The organism is Limnobacter sp., assembly GCF_046297615.1.
GTDB lineage: Bacteria > Pseudomonadota > Gammaproteobacteria > Burkholderiales > Burkholderiaceae_B > Limnobacter.
The window spans coordinates 38,871-55,229 of sequence record NZ_JBKBHM010000004.1; the positions used below are offsets into that span (position 1 = coordinate 38,871).

Consider the following 16,359-nt stretch of genomic DNA (forward strand, 5'->3'; position numbering starts at 1 on the left):
TCACCCTTGCGAGGTACAACCACGGGGGTTCCCACAATTGACACTGCCGGCCCCGACAAATACCGTTGAGACACACCTGATTCAACCAACAAGCCGCCCAGTTGTCCCATGAATGTGATGTCCCCAATCCTGGCGGTCACCGCCCCGGTCTTTGCCATGGTTGCTGTGGGCATGGCCCTGCGCCGCTGGAAGCTGATTGATGACCCCTTCATCCAAACCGCCTCCAACCTGACTTTTCGCGTCACCATGCCGGTGCTGTTCTTTCTGTCACTGTGGCGCGCCGACATTCAGCATTCGCTGCATCCCTCACTCATCCTGATGTTTGCCGCAGCCACGCTGCTGGGTTTTGCAGGCAGTTGGGCCTGGGCAGTGCGCACCCTGCCCCCGGTGTCACGGGGGGTGTTCGTTCAGGGCAGCTTCCGGGGCAATTGTGGCGTACTCAGTTTTGCGCTGGCGGCCAGCTACTTCGGGGATTACGGTTCATCCGTGGGTGGCGTGCTTGCAGGCTTCACCATCCTGATATTCAACATCTTGGCGGTGCTGGTGCTCTCGTTCTACAGCCCAACCCTCACCTTCAACATCAGGCAGGTGCTTAAAGACTTGGGCACCAACCCCTTGGTACTCTCGGTGCTGTTGGGCATCGCCGCCAGTTGGTACGGGCTCACACTGCCGGTGTGGATCACCAAATCAGCCGAGTACCTGGCCAACCTCACCCTGCCCCTGGCCTTGATCTGCGTCGGGGCCACTCTGTCAGTGCTGGCCGTGAAAGAGTCTGGTCGGGCAGCGCTGCAGGCCAGCCTCATCAAAATCGGGCTGTTGCCCGTTGGCGGCTGCACGCTGGCCTGGTTGTTCGGTTTCGAAGGCAGAGACTTGTTGTTGCTGTGGATGTTCCTGGCCAGCCCTACCGCTGCAGGCAGCTTTTCAATGGCCATGGGTGCGGGCAGCGATGCCCGTCTGGCGGCCAACATCATCGCCATGAGCACCTTCATTTCGCTCTTTTCCGTCACAGGGGGTTTGATGGTGTTGCGGGCGCTGGGGCATTGAGTGCACACTGGCTGACCCTGATCAATTGGCCCGGCACTGAACCGGGCGAGCCTGCGCAGTCCTCATGAATCAAGCTACTCCACTTTCTGCCAAGGCAGAGCGTTCGCTGCTGCTAACCCTGGCGGCCATCCAGTTCACCCACATACTCGACTTCATGATCATGATGCCGCTGGGGCCGCATCTCACGCGCAGCTTCAACCTCAGCGTCAGTCAATTCGGGCTTCTGGTGTCGGCTTACACCCTTGCAGCAGGCGCATCCGGCTTATTGGCCGCCCTGTTCATTGACCGCTTTGAACGCAAGTCACTGTTTCTGGCGCTGTATGGCCTGTTTGGCCTGTCTACACTGGCCTGTGGCTTGGCGCAGTCCTATGAAGCGCTGTTGGTGGCCCGCACCCTGGCTGGCATTTTCGGGGGCATTCAATCGGGCTTGGTGCACACCATGGTGGCTGACCTGGTGCCTTTTGAACGACGCGGTAAAGCCATGGGCATCCTGATGACGGCGTTCTCGGCCTCGACGGTGATGGGCGTTCCCTTGGGCCTGTTGATTGCAGACCAGTGGAACTGGCATGTGCCCTTCGTGGTGATCGCGGGCGCCAGCGCAGTGTTGGTGGTGTTGGGCCAGCGGCTGTTGCCCGTCATGAATACCCACCTGAAGCAAGCCGGGGAGCGCCCGTCGGTGTGGGCCGGGTTGATGCAGGTTGTGAAAGTACGCAATCACCTCACCGCCTACAGCATGACGTTTTGCCTCTTGTTTGCCGGTTTCTCGGTGATTCCCTACATCACGCTGTACATGACCAACAATGCAGGCATGACCACGCAACAGGTTCCCCTGATGTACCTGCTGGGCGGGCTGGCCACCCTAGTGAGTGCGCCCTGGATTGGCCGCATGGCCGACCAGGCTGGAAAGTTGGTGACGCTGCGGCGTATTACCCTGCTCTCGGTGTTGCCCCTGATGGGCATTACCGTATCGGCGGGGTTGCCCGTGTGGGCTTTGATGGTCATCTGTACCGCATTTTTTGTGCTGGTCAGTGGGCGAATGATTCCCGGCATGGCGCTGGCATCCAGCGCGGCCAATCCGGCGGTTCGGGGGGCCTACATGACCTTGAATTCTGCGGTTCAGTCCAGCGCAATGGCCTTGGCCTCCTTGCTGGGCGGACATGTGGTAGTCAGCCAGGCTGACGGCACATTGGGCAATTACTGGGTGTGCGCCTTTATCGCGCTGGGGATGAATGCCTTGGCGCTGCTGGCGGCCAGACGTGTGAAAGTTCAGGCGTGAGACTGTAGGCGGCGGATCATCGATGACACCAACAAACGCAGGCCTTTGATTTCCTTGACTTCCAAAGGCCGTTTGTCTTTCAGGTCTTTGGATTTGGCCAACTCTTCCAGTTTGTGTTCGATGTCTTTGAGCTGTTCGAGTTCGTGCTTGAAAGCCATGATGAGTGTTACTTCGAAGATGCGTGGCTTCGAAATATACAGGCTGACAGGGCTGGTTTTGATGACAAATTGGTGATGTTTTTGTGACAGCGCCCCGATGGGCGCTCCCCATCAAGCGGGCACTGAGGAAGGCACTGAAGCGCTGGACTGGCTGGCCATGCGCACAGCGTCTTGAGCAGCCAACTCGGCCTTACAATGGCCACGGCATTGGCCGCAGCCCGAGCAAGCGCCGGTGCGCATGGTGATGTCTTCAACGCTGGCGGCACCCTCGCGCACTGCTTGGGCAATGGCGCGGTCGCTTACGTTGGCACAAATACAGATGATCATGGACACACTCCGTCCGAATGGTTGAATTAATGATAATAATTCCCATTCGTTTATGCAAGTGATTTTCACTCACCTTCTAGAGTGTGGCGTCCAAACCCTGCCTCATGCGCAGCAGACCTCCCGCTTGGCGCTTACTCGCCCAGCATGGATTGTTCGTAGTTCTGAATGCCGAGACGGTCAATCAAGCCAAGCTGGGTTTCCAGCCAGTCGATGTGCTCCTCGGTGTCTTCCAGAATTTCCTTGAGCAAGTCACGGGACACGAAATCCTTTTCGGATTCTGCGGTGATGATGCCGTCTTTGATGGTGACCTGGGCTGCACTTTCCATTTTCAGGTCGCTTTCAAGAATCTCGCGGGTGTGCTCGCCGATCATCAGCTTGCCCAAGTCCTGAAGGTTAGGCAGACCGTCCAGCATCAGAATACGCTCAATCAACTTGTCGGCGTGCTTCATTTCACCGATGGATTCCTCATATTCCTTCTTGCGCAAGACCTGGAGGCCCCAGTTCCCAAAAATGCGGGAATGCAGGAAGTACTGGTTGATGGCGGTCAATTCGTTTTTGAGTTGGGCGTTGAGCGCCGCAATCACGAGTGCAGAACCTTTCATGTGACTGAAACCCCTGAAGCAGAAATGGTTATAAGACTTCAGTGTAAACAGCCCGAACGCTGGGAACAACCTGAGTTGCCCTATCCGGAAAAATTACTTGATTTTTGATTCATCTTTATTGATAATGATTTTCGTTTACTTCTTCAGGCGGGCCTCAAACGACCTGCGTGGGGCACCTCCCCACTTCGCAACAGTGTTGGCTCCTCAAACGCCTCACCGGGTCGTTCCGCCTGAAGACCTTTATTCTGATTTGAACGACATGACCGCACAGCCTGACAAAACACCTTCAACTTCAAAGCCCGCAGGCGCGACAACTCGCCGCACCCCTGCACGCTGATGGCGGCTGTACAATCAACAGTTAACCCTTTGCCGCCACTGCACACGCAAACGCCTGACCAGGCCAGAGATTCCAAAGCAATGACCGCCGTACCCCTGCTCAATGCCGAACACACCCTGCACAAAGCCGTTGTGACCTCGGCTGTCATTCTTGCGCACGTGGTCGGCCTCGTTTGGGTTGTCAACAGCATCGACATCACCGAGCCGGCCACCACACCGCCCAGCGTGATCGGCGTGCTGATCGCGCCTGAACCCAAGCCAGTGGCCAAGCCCGAACCGGTGGTCAAGCCCGTGGTTAAACCCCAGCCCAAACCGCAACCCAAAACCGAACCCGTGAAGGCCACGCCGCAGCCCGCTCCGGTGCCAGTGGCCCCTGCGCCTAGTCCAATTCCAGCACCGGCCCCGGCCCCTGTTGCAGCGCCAGCCGCACCGCCACCGGCCGCGCCGGTTCAGGCCACAGCCCCGGTGGCTGAGCCTTTGCCGGTGACGCCGCCTCGCACGGATGCTTCGCACCTGAACAACCCGCCACCGGCCTACCCGCCCATGTCTCGCCGCTTGGGCGAACAAGGCCGGGTCATGCTGGACGTGTACATCCTGCCCGATGGCTCAGTGGGCGAACTGAAACTGAAAACCAGCAGCGGCTTTACGAGGCTGGATGAATCCGCCATGGCTGCGGTTCGCAAATGGAAATATGTACCCGCCAAACGCGGGGGCCAACCGATTGCATTCTGGTATGTGCAGCCGGTGTCTTTTGTACTGAATCAAAATTGATGTGGAGCGTTGATTACCATGGTTGAGCAAAACCCTTACGGCATGGCCGCAATGTGGGCACAAGGCGATTGGGTCACCCGGTCTGTGGCCTTGTTGCTGCTGGTGATGTCTGTGGCATCGTGGACTGTGATCATTCTGAAAAGCCTGAGACTGATTCAGCTCAAGCGTGATGCAGCCCAAGCCGATCAGTTCTGGCACACCCACAGCTTCGCCGAAGGCCTGAAAGTGCTGGGCACCGATGGCGGCAGCCCGTTTCACCACATGGCCATTGAAGGCCAGGCCGCCGTCAACCACCACGCCACCGCCAAAGACGACCTGCACGGCCAGATGAACCTGGCGGACTGGCTGAGCGAGGCACTGCGCGGCGCACGCGACGATGCTGCCGAAAAATTGCAAAGCGGCTTGTCTGTGCTGGCCTCGGTGGGTTCCACCGCCCCGTTTGTGGGTTTGTTTGGCACCGTGTGGGGCATTTATCACGCGCTGGTGGGTATCGGTGTTAGCGGCCAGGCGAGTATCGACAAAGTGGCTGGCCCTGTGGGTGAAGCGCTGATCATGACGGCCTTTGGCTTGGCCGTGGCTATTCCGGCCGTGTTGGGCTACAACGCCTTGACGCGCAGCAACAAAAGCGTGCTGGGCAAGCTGAACCGGTTCTCACGCCAACTGCATGCTTATTTCCTGACTGGCTCTCCATTGAAGAAAGATTCAGCCGTGCGCGCCGTGTCGATGCAGCGCGGCGGTAACTGATCGGGGGTTCTCTCATGTCCATGAATGCCCACGACGATGACGAAATCAGCGAAATCAACATGACTCCGCTGGTGGACGTGATGTTGGTGCTGTTGATCATCTTCATCATCACCGTACCGGTCATCACCCACTCCGTGAAAGTAGACCTGCCTCAAGCCAGCCAACAGCCAACCGAAGTCAAACCGGATGTGGTGACGCTGACTGTGAAGGTGGACGGTCAACTGATGTGGAATGATGACCCGGTAACCGCTGAAACACTGAGTACCCGGCTGGATGAGGCCGCTTCACGAAGCAAACAGCCCGAATTGCGGATTCAAGGCGACCGCAAAGTGGAGTATGAAAAGGTGGTTCAGGTGATGGCCAGTGCGCAACGCGCTGGCATTCAGAAACTGGGCTTCATTACCGAGCCCAAGTAAAAGGGCCAAGCTTGGGGCAGTGTTCAGAACAACACCTGACTGCCCTGGGCCAACCCCACCACCACGGCATAACGCGCGGTTTTCCCCAAAGCCACCCAAAACAGAAAGACTGTGAAACGCACGCGTGCGGCCCCGGCCACCAAGGTCAATGGGTCGCCCACCACTGGCAACCACGCCAGCACCAACACCACGGGCCCAAAGCGGGCGAACCAATGTTCAATGCGCGACAGTTGTTCGGGCTTGATGCGTAAACAGCGCTCAACCCGCGGGTGACGCAACAGCCCCCGCCCCAGCCCGTAATTGACCACCGAACCCAGGGTATTGCCCACGCTGGCCACCAAAACCAGCCAAACCACAGGTTCGCCTGCACGGACCAGCGCAAACAGCACTGCTTCGGACCCCATCGGGGCCAGCGTGGCCGCCACAAAGGCGGATAAAAAAAGGGCGAGGTAACTCATCATGCAGGTTGGAAACGACAACGGCCACCCAGAGGGTGGCCGCTTGGGCGTTTGGCGGACACTGCCGGCAAATTACACCAGAGTGAGCGTCACGTCCACGTTGTTGCGTGTGGCGTTAGAGTATGGGCACACTTGGTGGGCCTTTTCAACCAGCGCCTTGGCCACTTCCTTGTCCAGGCCTTCCAGCTTGATCTGCAGTTCGGCGGTGATGGCAAAACCCACGCCTTTGGGGTTGGCACCGATGCCGACGATACCCGTGATTTCAGGCTCGCTGGGCAGCTTCACTTTCTCCTGGCCTGCCACAAACTTCAGGGCGCCGATGAAACAGGCGGAATAACCTGCTGCAAACAATTGCTCCGGGTTGGTGCCGGGGCCGCCTGCACCGCCCAATTCCTTGGGCGTGCTCAGGGTAACGGACAAGCGCCCGTCGGGTGTGGCGGATTTGCCTTCGCGGCCGCCGGTGGATGTGGCTTGTGTGGAGTAAACAACTTGCATGATTCACCTCTGTCTGTGTTGATGATTGACTGGCCGTCTTGGCTTGAGAAGAATATTATCGCAATAATCGTTATCGCACTATTGAATTAATCAATCTGAGTCATAGCTTTAGAAATTCACAACGGGTTTAGGCGAGGAATCGTTGACGCAACGCGTCCAACTCGCCTTTCAGGCGCATGATTTGCTGGGGCTCAAGCCCGCACTGCTCGAACATGCAGCGGCTGACGGTCAAAGCCTGTTCGCGCAATTGGCGGCCTTGGGCGGTCAGGTGGATGTCCAGCAGGCGCTCATCGTTGGCGCTACGGGCTTTGGTGAGCAAACCCTGATCGGCCATGCGCTTAAGAACAGGAGCCAGTGCCCCGGGCTTTTGGCCCAACTGGCGGGCAATGTCAATCAGACTAATGCCGTCTTCCCGCCACAAAACCATCATGATCAGGTACTGGGGGTAAGTCAGGCCCAGTGGCTCCAGCAGCGGCTTGTAGAACTGGGTCAAAGCCAACGAGGTGGAATACAGGGCAAAACAGAGTTGATTGTCCAGCGACAAAGGGTCGTGGGAGGGGTTAGTCTGCTGCGGGTTCACGCAATCGGCCTCTTGAATTGGCCCGGCAAGCCGCCGGGCCATTGGGGTCAACGGTTAAACACCCCGTTCACGGAACCAGTCCATGGTCAGCTTCCACGCGTAGGTGGCAGCACGGCGGTCGTAGGTTGGGCGGTAATCAGCGTGGAACCCATGGTTTACACCCGGGAACACCACAATTTCCGACCCACTGCTGCCTTTGCCCAGCTCGGCCCTCATTTTGTCAACCACCTCGTCAGGCACGAAGGAGTCTTCACCCGCGTACAGGCCCAGCACGGGCACCTTCAGGCTGGCGCCCACATCCACAGGGTCAGCGGGTTTGTTGGCGCCCTTCAGGCCAGCCAGCAGGCCGTAGTAGGCCACACCGGCTTTCACCTTGGGGTTGTGGTTGGCATACAGCCACACCGTACGGCCACCCCAGCAGTAACCTACAATGCCCAAGCGGCCAGTGTTGGCCTTGCCGGTGCTTTTGGCGAATGCCACGGTGGCATCGATGTCGCTGAACACCTGCGCATCAGGCACCACGGGCACCACGTCTTTGAGAATCGCTTCCAGACTCATGTTGGACACATCGGCTTCCCGGCTGAACAAGGCTGGGGCAATGGCGTAATAGCCTGCTTTGGCCAGTCGGCGGCAGATGTCCTGAATGTACTCATGCACGCCAAAAATTTCCTGAATGACCAGCACCACGGGGAAGTTGCTGCCTTTGGCAGGATGTGCGCGATAGGCGGGAATCTGGCCGTCTTTCACTGGCACCTTGACCTGACCAGCCACCAAACCCTTGTCGTCCGTCTTGATGGCTTGGGCAAACACTGGCTCGGACGCCAAGGCGAAACCACCGGCGATCGAGGTCAGCAAAAACCCGCGGCGGCTGAATGTGGGGGCCTTTTGAACCTCACCTGAGGGCACGCCCTGTGCATCCAGACTCACCAAACCAAACTTCATGTCGTCCATCTCAACTACTCCTTTGTGTTGTGGAACTGCTCAAACCAAAACATAATTACGATAACAAAATTTGAACGGCGCAGACGGTGTGCCGTGCAATAGCCGCGCTAAAGCCGGTCAACTGCATGGGCAATGGCAAATGCCCGTTCTTGCGGGTCTTTGACTTTCAGGGCGGTCAGCAGTTCTGGGCTGTAGGCCAAACGTTGAAGCTGCGCCGAGAACGCGTAGCTGGTGCCCCGCTCGACTTTGCGCATGTTGATGAGCGCGCGCAGAAACGGTTGGCGGTATGGTGGGTAATAACGCTCAACATGGGAAAGCGCAAAAACATCAGCAAACAGTTCCTGGTGCATGTTGCGCCGTTCGGGGCCAAAATCGATCTGCTCTTTGAGCTGCACACAGTGCCCGGTTTCATGGGCAAAAAATGCCTCGTACACCAGCTTCTTGGGCAGGCCTTCGAAGAATTTCAGATAGTTTTCAAAGCTGTGCCAGGACTCATCCCGCGTGTTGATCAGGTAGGTGCATGTTCTCGTGGCCGGGTGGTATTGCACCAGCAAGGCAGACGCCTGTTGCTGGCTTTCGGGCAGCATTTTGAATTCGACTTTGAAACCGTGCATGCGGGCATAGCCGCGGGCCACAGAGCCTGCCACATGGTCGATCAAGCGGGCATCTTCGAAGTCTTCAAAGCCGTTGGGTAAGGCAAGGGCCGGCCAAATGGCCAGCCCAAGCGTGAATAACCAGTGTTTTGGCAAGGTGCCCCCTGTAATTCAGGCGGCCCTTGGGGGCTGAATGGTCAGCCGCGCGCTTTGAGCCAGCCCGCTGTTTTGGCCCAAATGGTGTTGGGCGCGTCTTTGCCGCTCATGATAGCAATATGGCCACCCGGGCCGATGAAAAACTCGGTGGTTTCTGGCTTAAGCACCTTCAAAATACCCTTGCAGCAGGGTACGTTGGCCAGGTTGTCGGACTTGCCGGCCACGGCCAGCACGGGGCAGTGAATGTCGCTGAAATGTGCCACCTGCTTGCCCACTTTGAATTGGCCTCGGGCTGTTTCGTTTTCAAGCCAAATGCTGCAAAACCAGTCACGGATGGCCCCACCGGGGTAGGCTTCCAGGTTGTCAATGAACGCGGCCTGGTTGGCGTGCTGGGTCACGTACTCGCGGTTGTCCAACTGGGTGAACAGGTTCCAGTAGCCTTTCAGGCTGCCAACAGGGTCCAGCAATTTGAAGCCAATCACATTGGCCCAGCCGGGGGTGTACAGCAATTTGGCAGGCACTTTGCGGAAATTCAGGCGTGCGGTTTTCAGCAGGTGGCCCAGCTTCTGGTACTGCTTGCCAATGGCACCGTTGGCGTGGCCGTCAATGGGCGTGCCGTAAGTGACGATGCTGGCAATGTCGGCGTCTTTCTTCAGGGCGGTGTAGGCCAGGGCCATGCCGCCACCCATGCTCCAACCCTGCAAATGCAAGGCTTTGGAACCACTGTGATTGCGCACCGCTTCCAGGCATTCGGGCACAAACCGGGCAATGTAGTCTTCCAGGTTCAACCCGGCGTGTTTGCGCGTGGGTTTGCCCCAATCAATCAGATACACATCAAAGCCCTGGGCCAGCAGGTAACGCACAAAGCTGCGCTCGGGCAGCAGGTCGTACACATACATGTTCACAGCCAGCGGCGCAATCAACACCAAGGGAATGGCGTGGCGTTGTTTGGCCACCTGAACCGTGTCGTCGCCCACTTGAATGGTGTCCTCTGTCAGTGCCGGGTAATGGCGTACTGAGTAGAGGCCCGCATCGTGAATGATGTCGTAAGGCTGCAACCCGGCCCGAACCATCGAGCTGGTTTTGAACAAACGGTCCCAGCCATTGCTGGACATGGTGCTGATGCGGCGAAGACTGAGTGAATTGGCCATGCTGTGTAACCTGCACTTGGAAACAGGCCGTGGGCGGTTTGCCCAGGCTAACGGGGACTGATTGTTGCAGATTTTTCGCTGTGGCAATGGGGGGGGCGCTCTAAAGTTACCAACGGGTTACATGATCTGGGTTTTGTGGAGGATCGCCTCCACAGGTTTTAGGACATTCCACCCGCGAAGGCTGGTTTAGGCCTGCGCCTGTTTGTACAATCGAATAAAACCATTACAACCACACTGACTGGAGACAGACATGCTGCACGCACTTGAAGTGCTGTTTTTGCGCATTTACATGGCCATTTTCAAGGTCGTCACTTTCTTGATGCCGTTCAAATGGCCCAAAGTGTTTGAAGGGGCCGATTCTTCCCTCGAACTGGTGCGCCACATGGCCCAGCAAGGCCACAAAAGGGTGCTGATTGTCACCGACGCGGTGCTGGTGAAGCTGGGCCTGATTGACCGCATGAAAGCTGAACTGGACAAACTGGGCGTGGCGTACGCGGTGTATGACGGCGTGGAACCCAACCCCACAGTCGCCCAGATTGAAGCCGGTTACGGGGTATTGCGCCAGAACAACTGCGAAGCCATTCTGGCCATCGGTGGTGGCTCGCCCATCGACGCCGCCAAAATGATTGGTGCACTGGCCAAAAACAAAAAGCCCATCATTAAAATGACCGGCCTGCTGCGCGTCTGGAAAGGCATGTTGCCTCTGTACGCGGTGCCCACTACGGCTGGCACTGGCTCGGAATGTACGATTGCGGCTGTGGTGACTGACACTGCCAACAAACGAAAACTGGCCGCGATGGACCTGCGCCTGATGCCCACCGCCTGCGCGCTGGACGGTGCCTTGATGACCGGCCTGCCCCCCCACATCACCGCCGCCACCGGCATGGACGCACTGACCCACGCCGTGGAAGCGTTCATTTCCCGCAACGCGATGCACAAGACCGATGTTCGGGGCATTGAAGCCACCCAACTGATCATGAAGTACCTGGACACGGCGGTGACCAACGGCAGTGATGTCGTAGCCCGCCAGAAAATGGCCCGTGCCTCGCACCTGGCTGGCATTGCCTTCACGCAGGCGGGTGTGGGTTATGTGCACGCCATCGCCCACAAGTTTGGTGCGCTGTACCACACCCCACACGGGCTGGCGAACGCGATTGTGATGCCCTATGTGCTGGATTATTCCCTGCCCAACTGCGCACCACGCCTGGCCGAACTGGCCCGCCACTGTGGCATTGGCCCAGCCAACGGCGACGACCTGCATGTGGCCCAAGCCTTTGTGCAGCGCATTCGGGACATGAACGACAAATTCGGCATTCCCCGAACCCTGGCCGCCCTGAAGGCTGAGGACATTCCCGAAATTGCAAAGGCTGCGATTGGCGAGGCACGCTTCACCTACGCCGTGCCCCGCTACATGAACACTGATGTGGCCAAGGGCGTGATTCGCCACATGTTGCCCGCGAATTAACGGCACACCAACCCACGCAAAAAGCCCTCTTCAGAGGGCTTTTTTTATGGGCAAAGCACGCTCAAGTTTCTGGCGAGGTCGCCGTTAAAGCCTTATCAACAGGCAGAGACCGACCATGCATTTTTCCACCGACACCCCAGGCACGGCCAGCGGCGCCACGCGTGCCGACCATGAACACCAGGCCTTGGTGGACTCTTTGGCCAAGCGGGTGGTTCAGCAGTTGGGTAACCCGGTGGGCTTTGCCAGTGCCAACATGGCCAACCTGCGGGCCCATGTGGACGACCTGCTGACCCTGCTGGAAGCCTGTCGACAGGAACTGGCCCAAGCCAAAGCACAACCAGACACCGAGGCGCTGGCCCAAGCGTTGGATTACCCCGCCTTGAAACACGACATTCACCTGTTGCTGGACGAAAGCAGCCAGAGCCTGGACAAGGCCAAGGAACACCTTCGGCTGCTGCGTGAGCACCTGGGCTGAAGGGCTGAACCCGCCCAAACAAGCAAGCAGACCGAAACCAGTGCGGCCACTATGACTGAAAGTCATGGGCCCATGGGCAGACTTCATCACAGCTTCACGTCTTTACCGATAGACTGAATTACCTAAGTTCCTTTAGGATCGCTATGGCCTTGCGCGAAGGGGGCCATTTTCACGCAGTAACGGGAGGACGTTTATTCATGAATAAGACTATTGGTTTGGCAACACTGGCCACTGTGGCCGCTATCGCTGCGCAACCTGCGCACGCCCAAGGCACGCCCAAGGCGGCTGATGTAAATGCAGTAACTCTGGTAGACGCTTTTGAAGGTGTTTTTGGCAAGCGTGACGGTTTCCGCCGTTCTGGCGCCAAGGGCGTCTGTGCCAAAGGCGTATTCACCGGCGCCAAAGAGGGTGCTGCCCTCAGCTCAGCCAGCGCCTTCAGTGGCAAGCCTGTGCCCGCCATTCTGCGCTTCTCGGTCGGTGGTGGTAACCCCAATGCGCCTGAAAACGTCAGCAGCGTGCGTGGCTTGGCTGTTCAATTGGACCTGCCCGGCGGTGAGCAATGGCTGCAAGCCAACATTTCCACGCCTGTGTTCACAGCGGCCACCCCCGAGAGCATGCAAGCCTTCCTGGACGCCCGCAAAATTGACCCCGCCACCGGCAAGGCAGACCCCGCAAAAGTGGCAGCCGCCACTGCGGCCAACCCTGACCAGAAAGCCCAACCTGAATTCCTGAAAGGCCGCGGTGTGCCCACCAGCTATGGCGCGGTGAATTACTGGGGTGTTAACGCATTCAAAGTGACCAACAAGAAAGGCCAGAGCAATTTCGTTCGCTGGGTGTATGAACCCGTGGGTGGCGAAGAGCTGATGCCTGCGGCCACTGCGGCTGACCGCCCAACAGTGTTCCTTGCCGACGAGTTGAAAGGCCGTGTGGGCCAAATTCCCGTGAACTTCACCCTGAAGTTCCAGTTGGCTGAAAAAGGCGACCCCACCAACAACCCCACAGTGCTGTGGCCTGCGGAACGCAAAACCGTGGTGGCGGGTAACCTGGAAGTGACCTCGGTGGAACCCGCCGAAGTGTGCAACAGCATCAACTTCAACCCGCTGGTGTTGCCCAAGGGCATTGAAGCGTCGGATGACCCAGTGCTGCTGGCCCGCCCCGGTGCCTACGCAGTGTCCCAGTCACGCCGTCTGAGCAAGTAACTGCACAAACCGGTCAACGGTAAGTGCGCCAAGCCCCAAGGGGTTTGGCAAAACAAAAGGGGCCTCAACCGGGGCCCCTTTTGTTTTGGGTTCGATGCACAAAGCCCTACAGCCTTATGCAAGGGTGATTACAACTTTTCAATGGCAACCACTTTCCACTCGTTGTTCAATTTGGTCAGGGTCAGGCGGGCCGCAGATGGCTCAACTTTGTCACCAACCTTGGTTTTGAAGGTGGCTTTCACCACATAGTCGCCATTGTCCTGCTTGGTTGCTTCGTCCACATCCATGTTCTGAATCTCGATGTCCTCTGGCTTGGGCATCCCCAGCAGGGCCTGTGCAGCCTCGGTGGCTGACTTACCGCCCAGGGCGTTCATCACATTCATCTGTTCCTGAACCTGGTCACGCAACTTGGTTTGCAAAGCAGTTTGCACATCGGCATCGCCGGGCCCGGAAGAACAGCCTGCCAGCCCAAAGGCGAGGGCCACGATGATCGCGAGTTTTTTCATGGTGTGTCCTTAGAATAATCAATACGTTGACAGTTCAGCGGTGCGTCTCCAACACAGCAGGACTGCTTTGACGGTCAGCCAAACTCAGCCCTGCACACAATGTATCAAAAGCCGGACCAAAAAGAATCCCTGCACCGCAGTTTGCGGGGCTGCTGAATCCGAACGGTGCAAACCCTGCGTAATACAGAAGGAGCCCCAACAACAACGAACCCCCGCGCCTAGGACACCATGCCCAACCACCCCACCCTGCGCACCGCGTGTGTAATGCTGTTCGCCGTCGCCCTGAGCGCCTGTAACTCGGGCAGCACCACCGCCTTGACGGCTGGCGATGGCCGCACCACCGCCACTGAATTCACCGACAGCAACGCCTCGCAATGCGCGCTGAACGACCCCTTGATTCAGATTGGTGAGGGGCGGGACAGCGCGAGCCAAACACTGGCGCCCCGTTTCAACAGCAGCCCCGCTGCTTCGGGCCTGAACAGCGGGGCTTGCGCCAACAGCACCGCTTTTGAATTGGGTACCGCGCTGGTGGACATCACCGGCCCGGCAGCCGGTTCGGTGATGATGGGCTATGAGTCCCCGACCCACACCTCCAGCGGGCTTCACACCCGCCAGTATTCCCGGGCCTTCATCATCGGTTCGCCCTGCAACGGCAAGCGGGTGGTGTATGTCAGCAACGACCTGGGTATGATCTTCCACGCCGTGCGGCAAGGCGTGTTGAACAAGGTGGCCGCCGACCCGGTGCTGTCCAAGTTCTACAACGAACAAAACATCATGCTTAACGCCACCCACACCCACGCCGGGCCCGGGGGCTATGCCCACTTCACCGCTTTCAATGCCTTTCGGCTGGGGCACGATGAGCAGGTGTACAACTACATCGTTGAGGGCATTGTGTTGGCCATCTCAAAAGCGCACGCCAACTTGGTGGCCAACCCGGAACCTGGCCGCATTCTGGCCAACGCAGGGGAACTGCTGAATGCCAACATCAACCGGTCGGCAGTGGCCTATGCACAGAACACGGAAGCAGAACGCAAGCAATACCTGACCACCAAAGGCCAGGAGCAGAACGTCAACAAACTGATGAGCCTGTTGCGCCTTGAACGTGCCAATGGCAAAGCGGTGGGCCAGATCAACTGGTTTGGCGTACACCCCACCACCACGGGCAACACCAATCCTTTGGTGTCCTCGGACAACAAAGGGTGGGCCAGCCTGATGTTCGAACGCATCATGGGCACCAACTACAGCGGCAAAAGTGGTGAAGACACATTCGTGGCGGCGTTTGCACAAACCGATGAAGGCGACAGCAGCCCAAACATATTCTTTCTGGAAAAGCCGTTTGCAGAACGCGGGGGCTCACTGAATGAGCTTGAATCCGTGGCCATCAATGGCTCCAAGCAACTGGCCAAGGCGCTGACCCTGTACCGGGATGCCACCACGCCCCTGCGCGGCGGCGTGAATTTTGCCCAGTTCCACGTGAAGATGGATGAGGTGACAGTGACCGACCCCACCGTGCTGGCCAGCCTGAAGCACCCTTCTGCACTGGACACTGCGGTGAAAAAAACCTGTACGGCGGCCATGGGGGTTTCATTTGGTGCAGGTGCCGAAGATGGGCCCGGGCCAACCGTGGAAGGGGCCAAATGCACCAACAGGCTAGACCCTGGCCGATTACAACGTGACCTGGCCGCGCTACAGGCCGGAAAGATTCCACCCGAGGTGCTGGCCTCAGCCGTACTGTGTAACCTCAACGACCTGCCCTTTGACCCGGTGCCTGCGGGCACCAACCTGAGTTGTCAGGCTGAAAAACCGGTGCTGTTTGTGCTGGGCCCGCCCCTGAACTTCAGTAACAATGTGGTGCCTTTCCAGTTGTTCACCATCGGCAACATGGCCATTCTGGGCCTGCCCTGGGAGGTGACCACCATGGCGGGCCGCCGCATTCGCGACACCGTTTTGGAGGTGCTGGCCCCACAGGGTGTGGACCAAGTCATCATCAGCGGGCTGAGCAACGACTATGTGAACTACCTGACCACGCGCGAAGAGTATTCCATCCAACAGTACGAAGGGGCTTCGACCCAGTTTGGCCCATGGACTCTGGCGGCCGTTCAACAGGAAAGCCGGCGGTTGGCGAAATCACTGGCCAGCCTGTCAGCGCCCCCGTCTGGCCCGCCACGCACAGTGACCAGCAACCCGATTCCTCGCCCACCTTACATTCCCCTGGACTTGGCAGGAGGCGGCCAGTTTGGCGATGTGCTGACGCAACCCGCAGGCAGTGTGCAGGCTGGGCAAACCGCCAGCGCGCAGTTTCTGAGCGCTCACCCACGAAACATGACCCTGCGGGCAGAACGCGGACTGGCCTTGGCCGAAGTAGAGCAATTGAATACCGCCGGGCAGTGGGTGGCACACACCCATGACCGCATGCCCGAACTGATTGTTCGCTGGCAGGCGCCCGAGGCCACCCTGTACAACACCCCCCTGCCCTTGCCAGGCTTAAGGTCCACTGCCTTGGTGGAATGGGCGGTGCCAAAAACCACGCCGGCTGGCCAATACCGAATCCGCCACAGGGGGGTGGCCGTGACTGGCAACTCAGCCACGCCCTTTGAGGCCGTGAGCAATGCGTTCACCGTCAGTGGCGGCGGACAGCCCTGCGCCCGCTGAACGCGGGCAAGAA

Annotated in this window: 19 protein-coding genes; 9 read left to right on the plus strand and 10 right to left on the minus strand. The window is 58.4% G+C overall.

Annotated elements, in window-relative coordinates:
• Positions 1–108 precede the first annotated feature (108 nt).
• Positions 109–1,044 (plus strand): AEC family transporter, encoded by a 936-nt coding sequence (locus ACK4FF_RS09505; RefSeq protein ID WP_409708007.1) that lies wholly within the window; start codon positions 109–111, stop codon positions 1,042–1,044.
• Positions 1,045–1,108: 64 nt separating this feature from the next.
• Complete coding sequence (locus ACK4FF_RS09510; protein WP_409708010.1) at positions 1,109–2,320, plus strand: MFS transporter; 1,212 nt, start codon at positions 1,109–1,111, stop codon at positions 2,318–2,320.
• Here the strand turns inward: ACK4FF_RS09510 and ACK4FF_RS09515 are convergent.
• The 3 genes from ACK4FF_RS09515 to bfr all read right to left on the minus strand — a co-directional run bounded on the left by ACK4FF_RS09515 (position 2,311) and on the right by bfr (position 3,407).
• Positions 2,311–2,478, minus strand: a complete 168-nt coding sequence (locus tag ACK4FF_RS09515; RefSeq protein ID WP_409708012.1) for a hypothetical protein — start codon at positions 2,476–2,478, stop codon at positions 2,311–2,313. The two genes, ACK4FF_RS09510 and ACK4FF_RS09515, sit on opposite strands and share 10 nt — an antisense overlap.
• A gap of 111 nt (positions 2,479–2,589) precedes the next feature.
• Positions 2,590–2,805 (minus strand): bacterioferritin-associated ferredoxin, encoded by a 216-nt coding sequence (locus tag ACK4FF_RS09520; RefSeq protein WP_409708015.1) that lies wholly within the window; start codon positions 2,803–2,805, stop codon positions 2,590–2,592.
• 131 nt (positions 2,806–2,936) lie between these two features.
• Positions 2,937–3,407, minus strand: coding sequence for a bacterioferritin (bfr, locus tag ACK4FF_RS09525; protein ID WP_409708017.1), 471 nt, complete (start codon positions 3,405–3,407; stop codon positions 2,937–2,939).
• A gap of 417 nt (positions 3,408–3,824) precedes the next feature.
• Between bfr and ACK4FF_RS09530 the strand changes: the two genes are divergently transcribed.
• The 3 genes from ACK4FF_RS09530 to ACK4FF_RS09540 are packed head-to-tail and all read left to right on the plus strand — an operon-like array spanning position 3,825 to position 5,674.
• Positions 3,825–4,514, plus strand: a complete 690-nt coding sequence (locus ACK4FF_RS09530) for a TonB family protein (RefSeq protein WP_409708020.1) — start codon at positions 3,825–3,827, stop codon at positions 4,512–4,514.
• An 18-nt stretch (positions 4,515–4,532) separates the two neighbouring features.
• On the plus strand, positions 4,533–5,258 hold the full coding sequence (locus ACK4FF_RS09535; protein WP_409708023.1) for a MotA/TolQ/ExbB proton channel family protein: 726 nt from the start codon (positions 4,533–4,535) through the stop codon (positions 5,256–5,258).
• Positions 5,259–5,272: 14 nt separating this feature from the next.
• Entirely contained in the window at positions 5,273–5,674 is a 402-nt protein-coding gene (locus ACK4FF_RS09540; RefSeq protein WP_409708026.1) for an ExbD/TolR family protein, read from the plus strand.
• 23 nt (positions 5,675–5,697) lie between these two features.
• Here the strand turns inward: ACK4FF_RS09540 and ACK4FF_RS09545 are convergent, their stop codons facing one another.
• From ACK4FF_RS09545 to ACK4FF_RS09570, 6 genes are all read right to left on the minus strand, one after another.
• Positions 5,698–6,135, minus strand: coding sequence for a YqaA family protein (locus ACK4FF_RS09545; protein WP_409708029.1), 438 nt, complete (start codon positions 6,133–6,135; stop codon positions 5,698–5,700).
• Positions 6,136–6,204: 69 nt separating this feature from the next.
• Positions 6,205–6,627: an organic hydroperoxide resistance protein gene (locus ACK4FF_RS09550; protein WP_409708032.1), complete on the minus strand. Its 423-nt coding sequence runs from the start codon at positions 6,625–6,627 to the stop codon at positions 6,205–6,207.
• A gap of 127 nt (positions 6,628–6,754) precedes the next feature.
• Positions 6,755–7,207: a MarR family winged helix-turn-helix transcriptional regulator gene (locus ACK4FF_RS09555; RefSeq protein ID WP_409708035.1), complete on the minus strand. Its 453-nt coding sequence runs from the start codon at positions 7,205–7,207 to the stop codon at positions 6,755–6,757.
• A gap of 54 nt (positions 7,208–7,261) precedes the next feature.
• Positions 7,262–8,158: a dienelactone hydrolase family protein gene (locus ACK4FF_RS09560; RefSeq protein ID WP_409708038.1), complete on the minus strand. Its 897-nt coding sequence runs from the start codon at positions 8,156–8,158 to the stop codon at positions 7,262–7,264.
• A 98-nt stretch (positions 8,159–8,256) separates the two neighbouring features.
• Positions 8,257–8,898, minus strand: coding sequence for a hypothetical protein (locus ACK4FF_RS09565; RefSeq protein ID WP_409708041.1), 642 nt, complete (start codon positions 8,896–8,898; stop codon positions 8,257–8,259).
• Between the two features lie 41 nt (positions 8,899–8,939).
• Entirely contained in the window at positions 8,940–10,049 is a 1,110-nt protein-coding gene (locus tag ACK4FF_RS09570) for an alpha/beta fold hydrolase (protein ID WP_409708044.1), read from the minus strand.
• A gap of 250 nt (positions 10,050–10,299) precedes the next feature.
• Here ACK4FF_RS09570 and ACK4FF_RS09575 point away from each other — a divergent pair, with 250 nt between their 5' ends.
• From ACK4FF_RS09575 to ACK4FF_RS09585, 3 genes are all read left to right on the plus strand, one after another.
• Entirely contained in the window at positions 10,300–11,514 is a 1,215-nt protein-coding gene (locus ACK4FF_RS09575; protein WP_409708047.1) for an iron-containing alcohol dehydrogenase, read from the plus strand.
• 115 nt (positions 11,515–11,629) lie between these two features.
• The gene (locus tag ACK4FF_RS09580) at positions 11,630–11,989 is read left to right on the plus strand and encodes a hypothetical protein (protein ID WP_409708050.1); all 360 of its coding nucleotides are present in this window, start codon (positions 11,630–11,632) and stop codon (positions 11,987–11,989) included.
• Positions 11,990–12,186: 197 nt separating this feature from the next.
• Entirely contained in the window at positions 12,187–13,188 is a 1,002-nt protein-coding gene (locus ACK4FF_RS09585; RefSeq protein WP_409708053.1) for a catalase family peroxidase, read from the plus strand.
• 128 nt (positions 13,189–13,316) lie between these two features.
• Here ACK4FF_RS09585 and ACK4FF_RS09590 read toward each other — a convergent pair whose 3' ends face one another.
• Complete coding sequence (locus ACK4FF_RS09590; protein ID WP_409708056.1) at positions 13,317–13,694, minus strand: hypothetical protein; 378 nt, start codon at positions 13,692–13,694, stop codon at positions 13,317–13,319.
• A gap of 228 nt (positions 13,695–13,922) precedes the next feature.
• On the opposite strand from ACK4FF_RS09590, the gene ACK4FF_RS09595 reads away from it, so the two are divergent.
• Positions 13,923–16,346, plus strand: coding sequence for a neutral/alkaline non-lysosomal ceramidase N-terminal domain-containing protein (locus ACK4FF_RS09595; RefSeq protein WP_409708058.1), 2,424 nt, complete (start codon positions 13,923–13,925; stop codon positions 16,344–16,346).
• Positions 16,347–16,359 lie beyond the last annotated feature (13 nt).

Excerpts from the sequence above, each read along its gene's own strand:
- ACK4FF_RS09520 (WP_409708015.1), bottom strand. The coding sequence starts at position 2,805 with ATGATCATCTGTATTTGTGCCAACGTAAGCGACCGCGCCATTGCCCAA.
- ACK4FF_RS09575 (WP_409708047.1), top strand. The coding sequence starts at position 10,300 with ATGCTGCACGCACTTGAAGTGCTGTTTTTGCGCATTTACATGGCCATT.
- ACK4FF_RS09505 (WP_409708007.1), top strand. The coding sequence starts at position 109 with ATGAATGTGATGTCCCCAATCCTGGCGGTCACCGCCCCGGTCTTTGCC.
- ACK4FF_RS09560 (WP_409708038.1), bottom strand. The coding sequence starts at position 8,158 with ATGGACGACATGAAGTTTGGTTTGGTGAGTCTGGATGCACAGGGCGTG.
- ACK4FF_RS09515 (WP_409708012.1), bottom strand. The coding sequence starts at position 2,478 with ATGGCTTTCAAGCACGAACTCGAACAGCTCAAAGACATCGAACACAAA.
- ACK4FF_RS09580 (WP_409708050.1), top strand. The coding sequence starts at position 11,630 with ATGCATTTTTCCACCGACACCCCAGGCACGGCCAGCGGCGCCACGCGT.
- ACK4FF_RS09590 (WP_409708056.1), bottom strand. The coding sequence starts at position 13,694 with ATGAAAAAACTCGCGATCATCGTGGCCCTCGCCTTTGGGCTGGCAGGC.
- ACK4FF_RS09510 (WP_409708010.1), top strand. The coding sequence starts at position 1,109 with ATGAATCAAGCTACTCCACTTTCTGCCAAGGCAGAGCGTTCGCTGCTG.
- bfr (WP_409708017.1), bottom strand. The coding sequence starts at position 3,407 with ATGAAAGGTTCTGCACTCGTGATTGCGGCGCTCAACGCCCAACTCAAA.
- ACK4FF_RS09540 (WP_409708026.1), top strand. The coding sequence starts at position 5,273 with ATGTCCATGAATGCCCACGACGATGACGAAATCAGCGAAATCAACATG.
- ACK4FF_RS09550 (WP_409708032.1), bottom strand. The coding sequence starts at position 6,627 with ATGCAAGTTGTTTACTCCACACAAGCCACATCCACCGGCGGCCGCGAA.
- ACK4FF_RS09530 (WP_409708020.1), top strand. The coding sequence starts at position 3,825 with ATGACCGCCGTACCCCTGCTCAATGCCGAACACACCCTGCACAAAGCC.
- ACK4FF_RS09570 (WP_409708044.1), bottom strand. The coding sequence starts at position 10,049 with ATGGCCAATTCACTCAGTCTTCGCCGCATCAGCACCATGTCCAGCAAT.
- ACK4FF_RS09545 (WP_409708029.1), bottom strand. The coding sequence starts at position 6,135 with ATGATGAGTTACCTCGCCCTTTTTTTATCCGCCTTTGTGGCGGCCACG.
- ACK4FF_RS09585 (WP_409708053.1), top strand. The coding sequence starts at position 12,187 with ATGAATAAGACTATTGGTTTGGCAACACTGGCCACTGTGGCCGCTATC.
- ACK4FF_RS09595 (WP_409708058.1), top strand. The coding sequence starts at position 13,923 with ATGCCCAACCACCCCACCCTGCGCACCGCGTGTGTAATGCTGTTCGCC.
- ACK4FF_RS09535 (WP_409708023.1), top strand. The coding sequence starts at position 4,533 with ATGGTTGAGCAAAACCCTTACGGCATGGCCGCAATGTGGGCACAAGGC.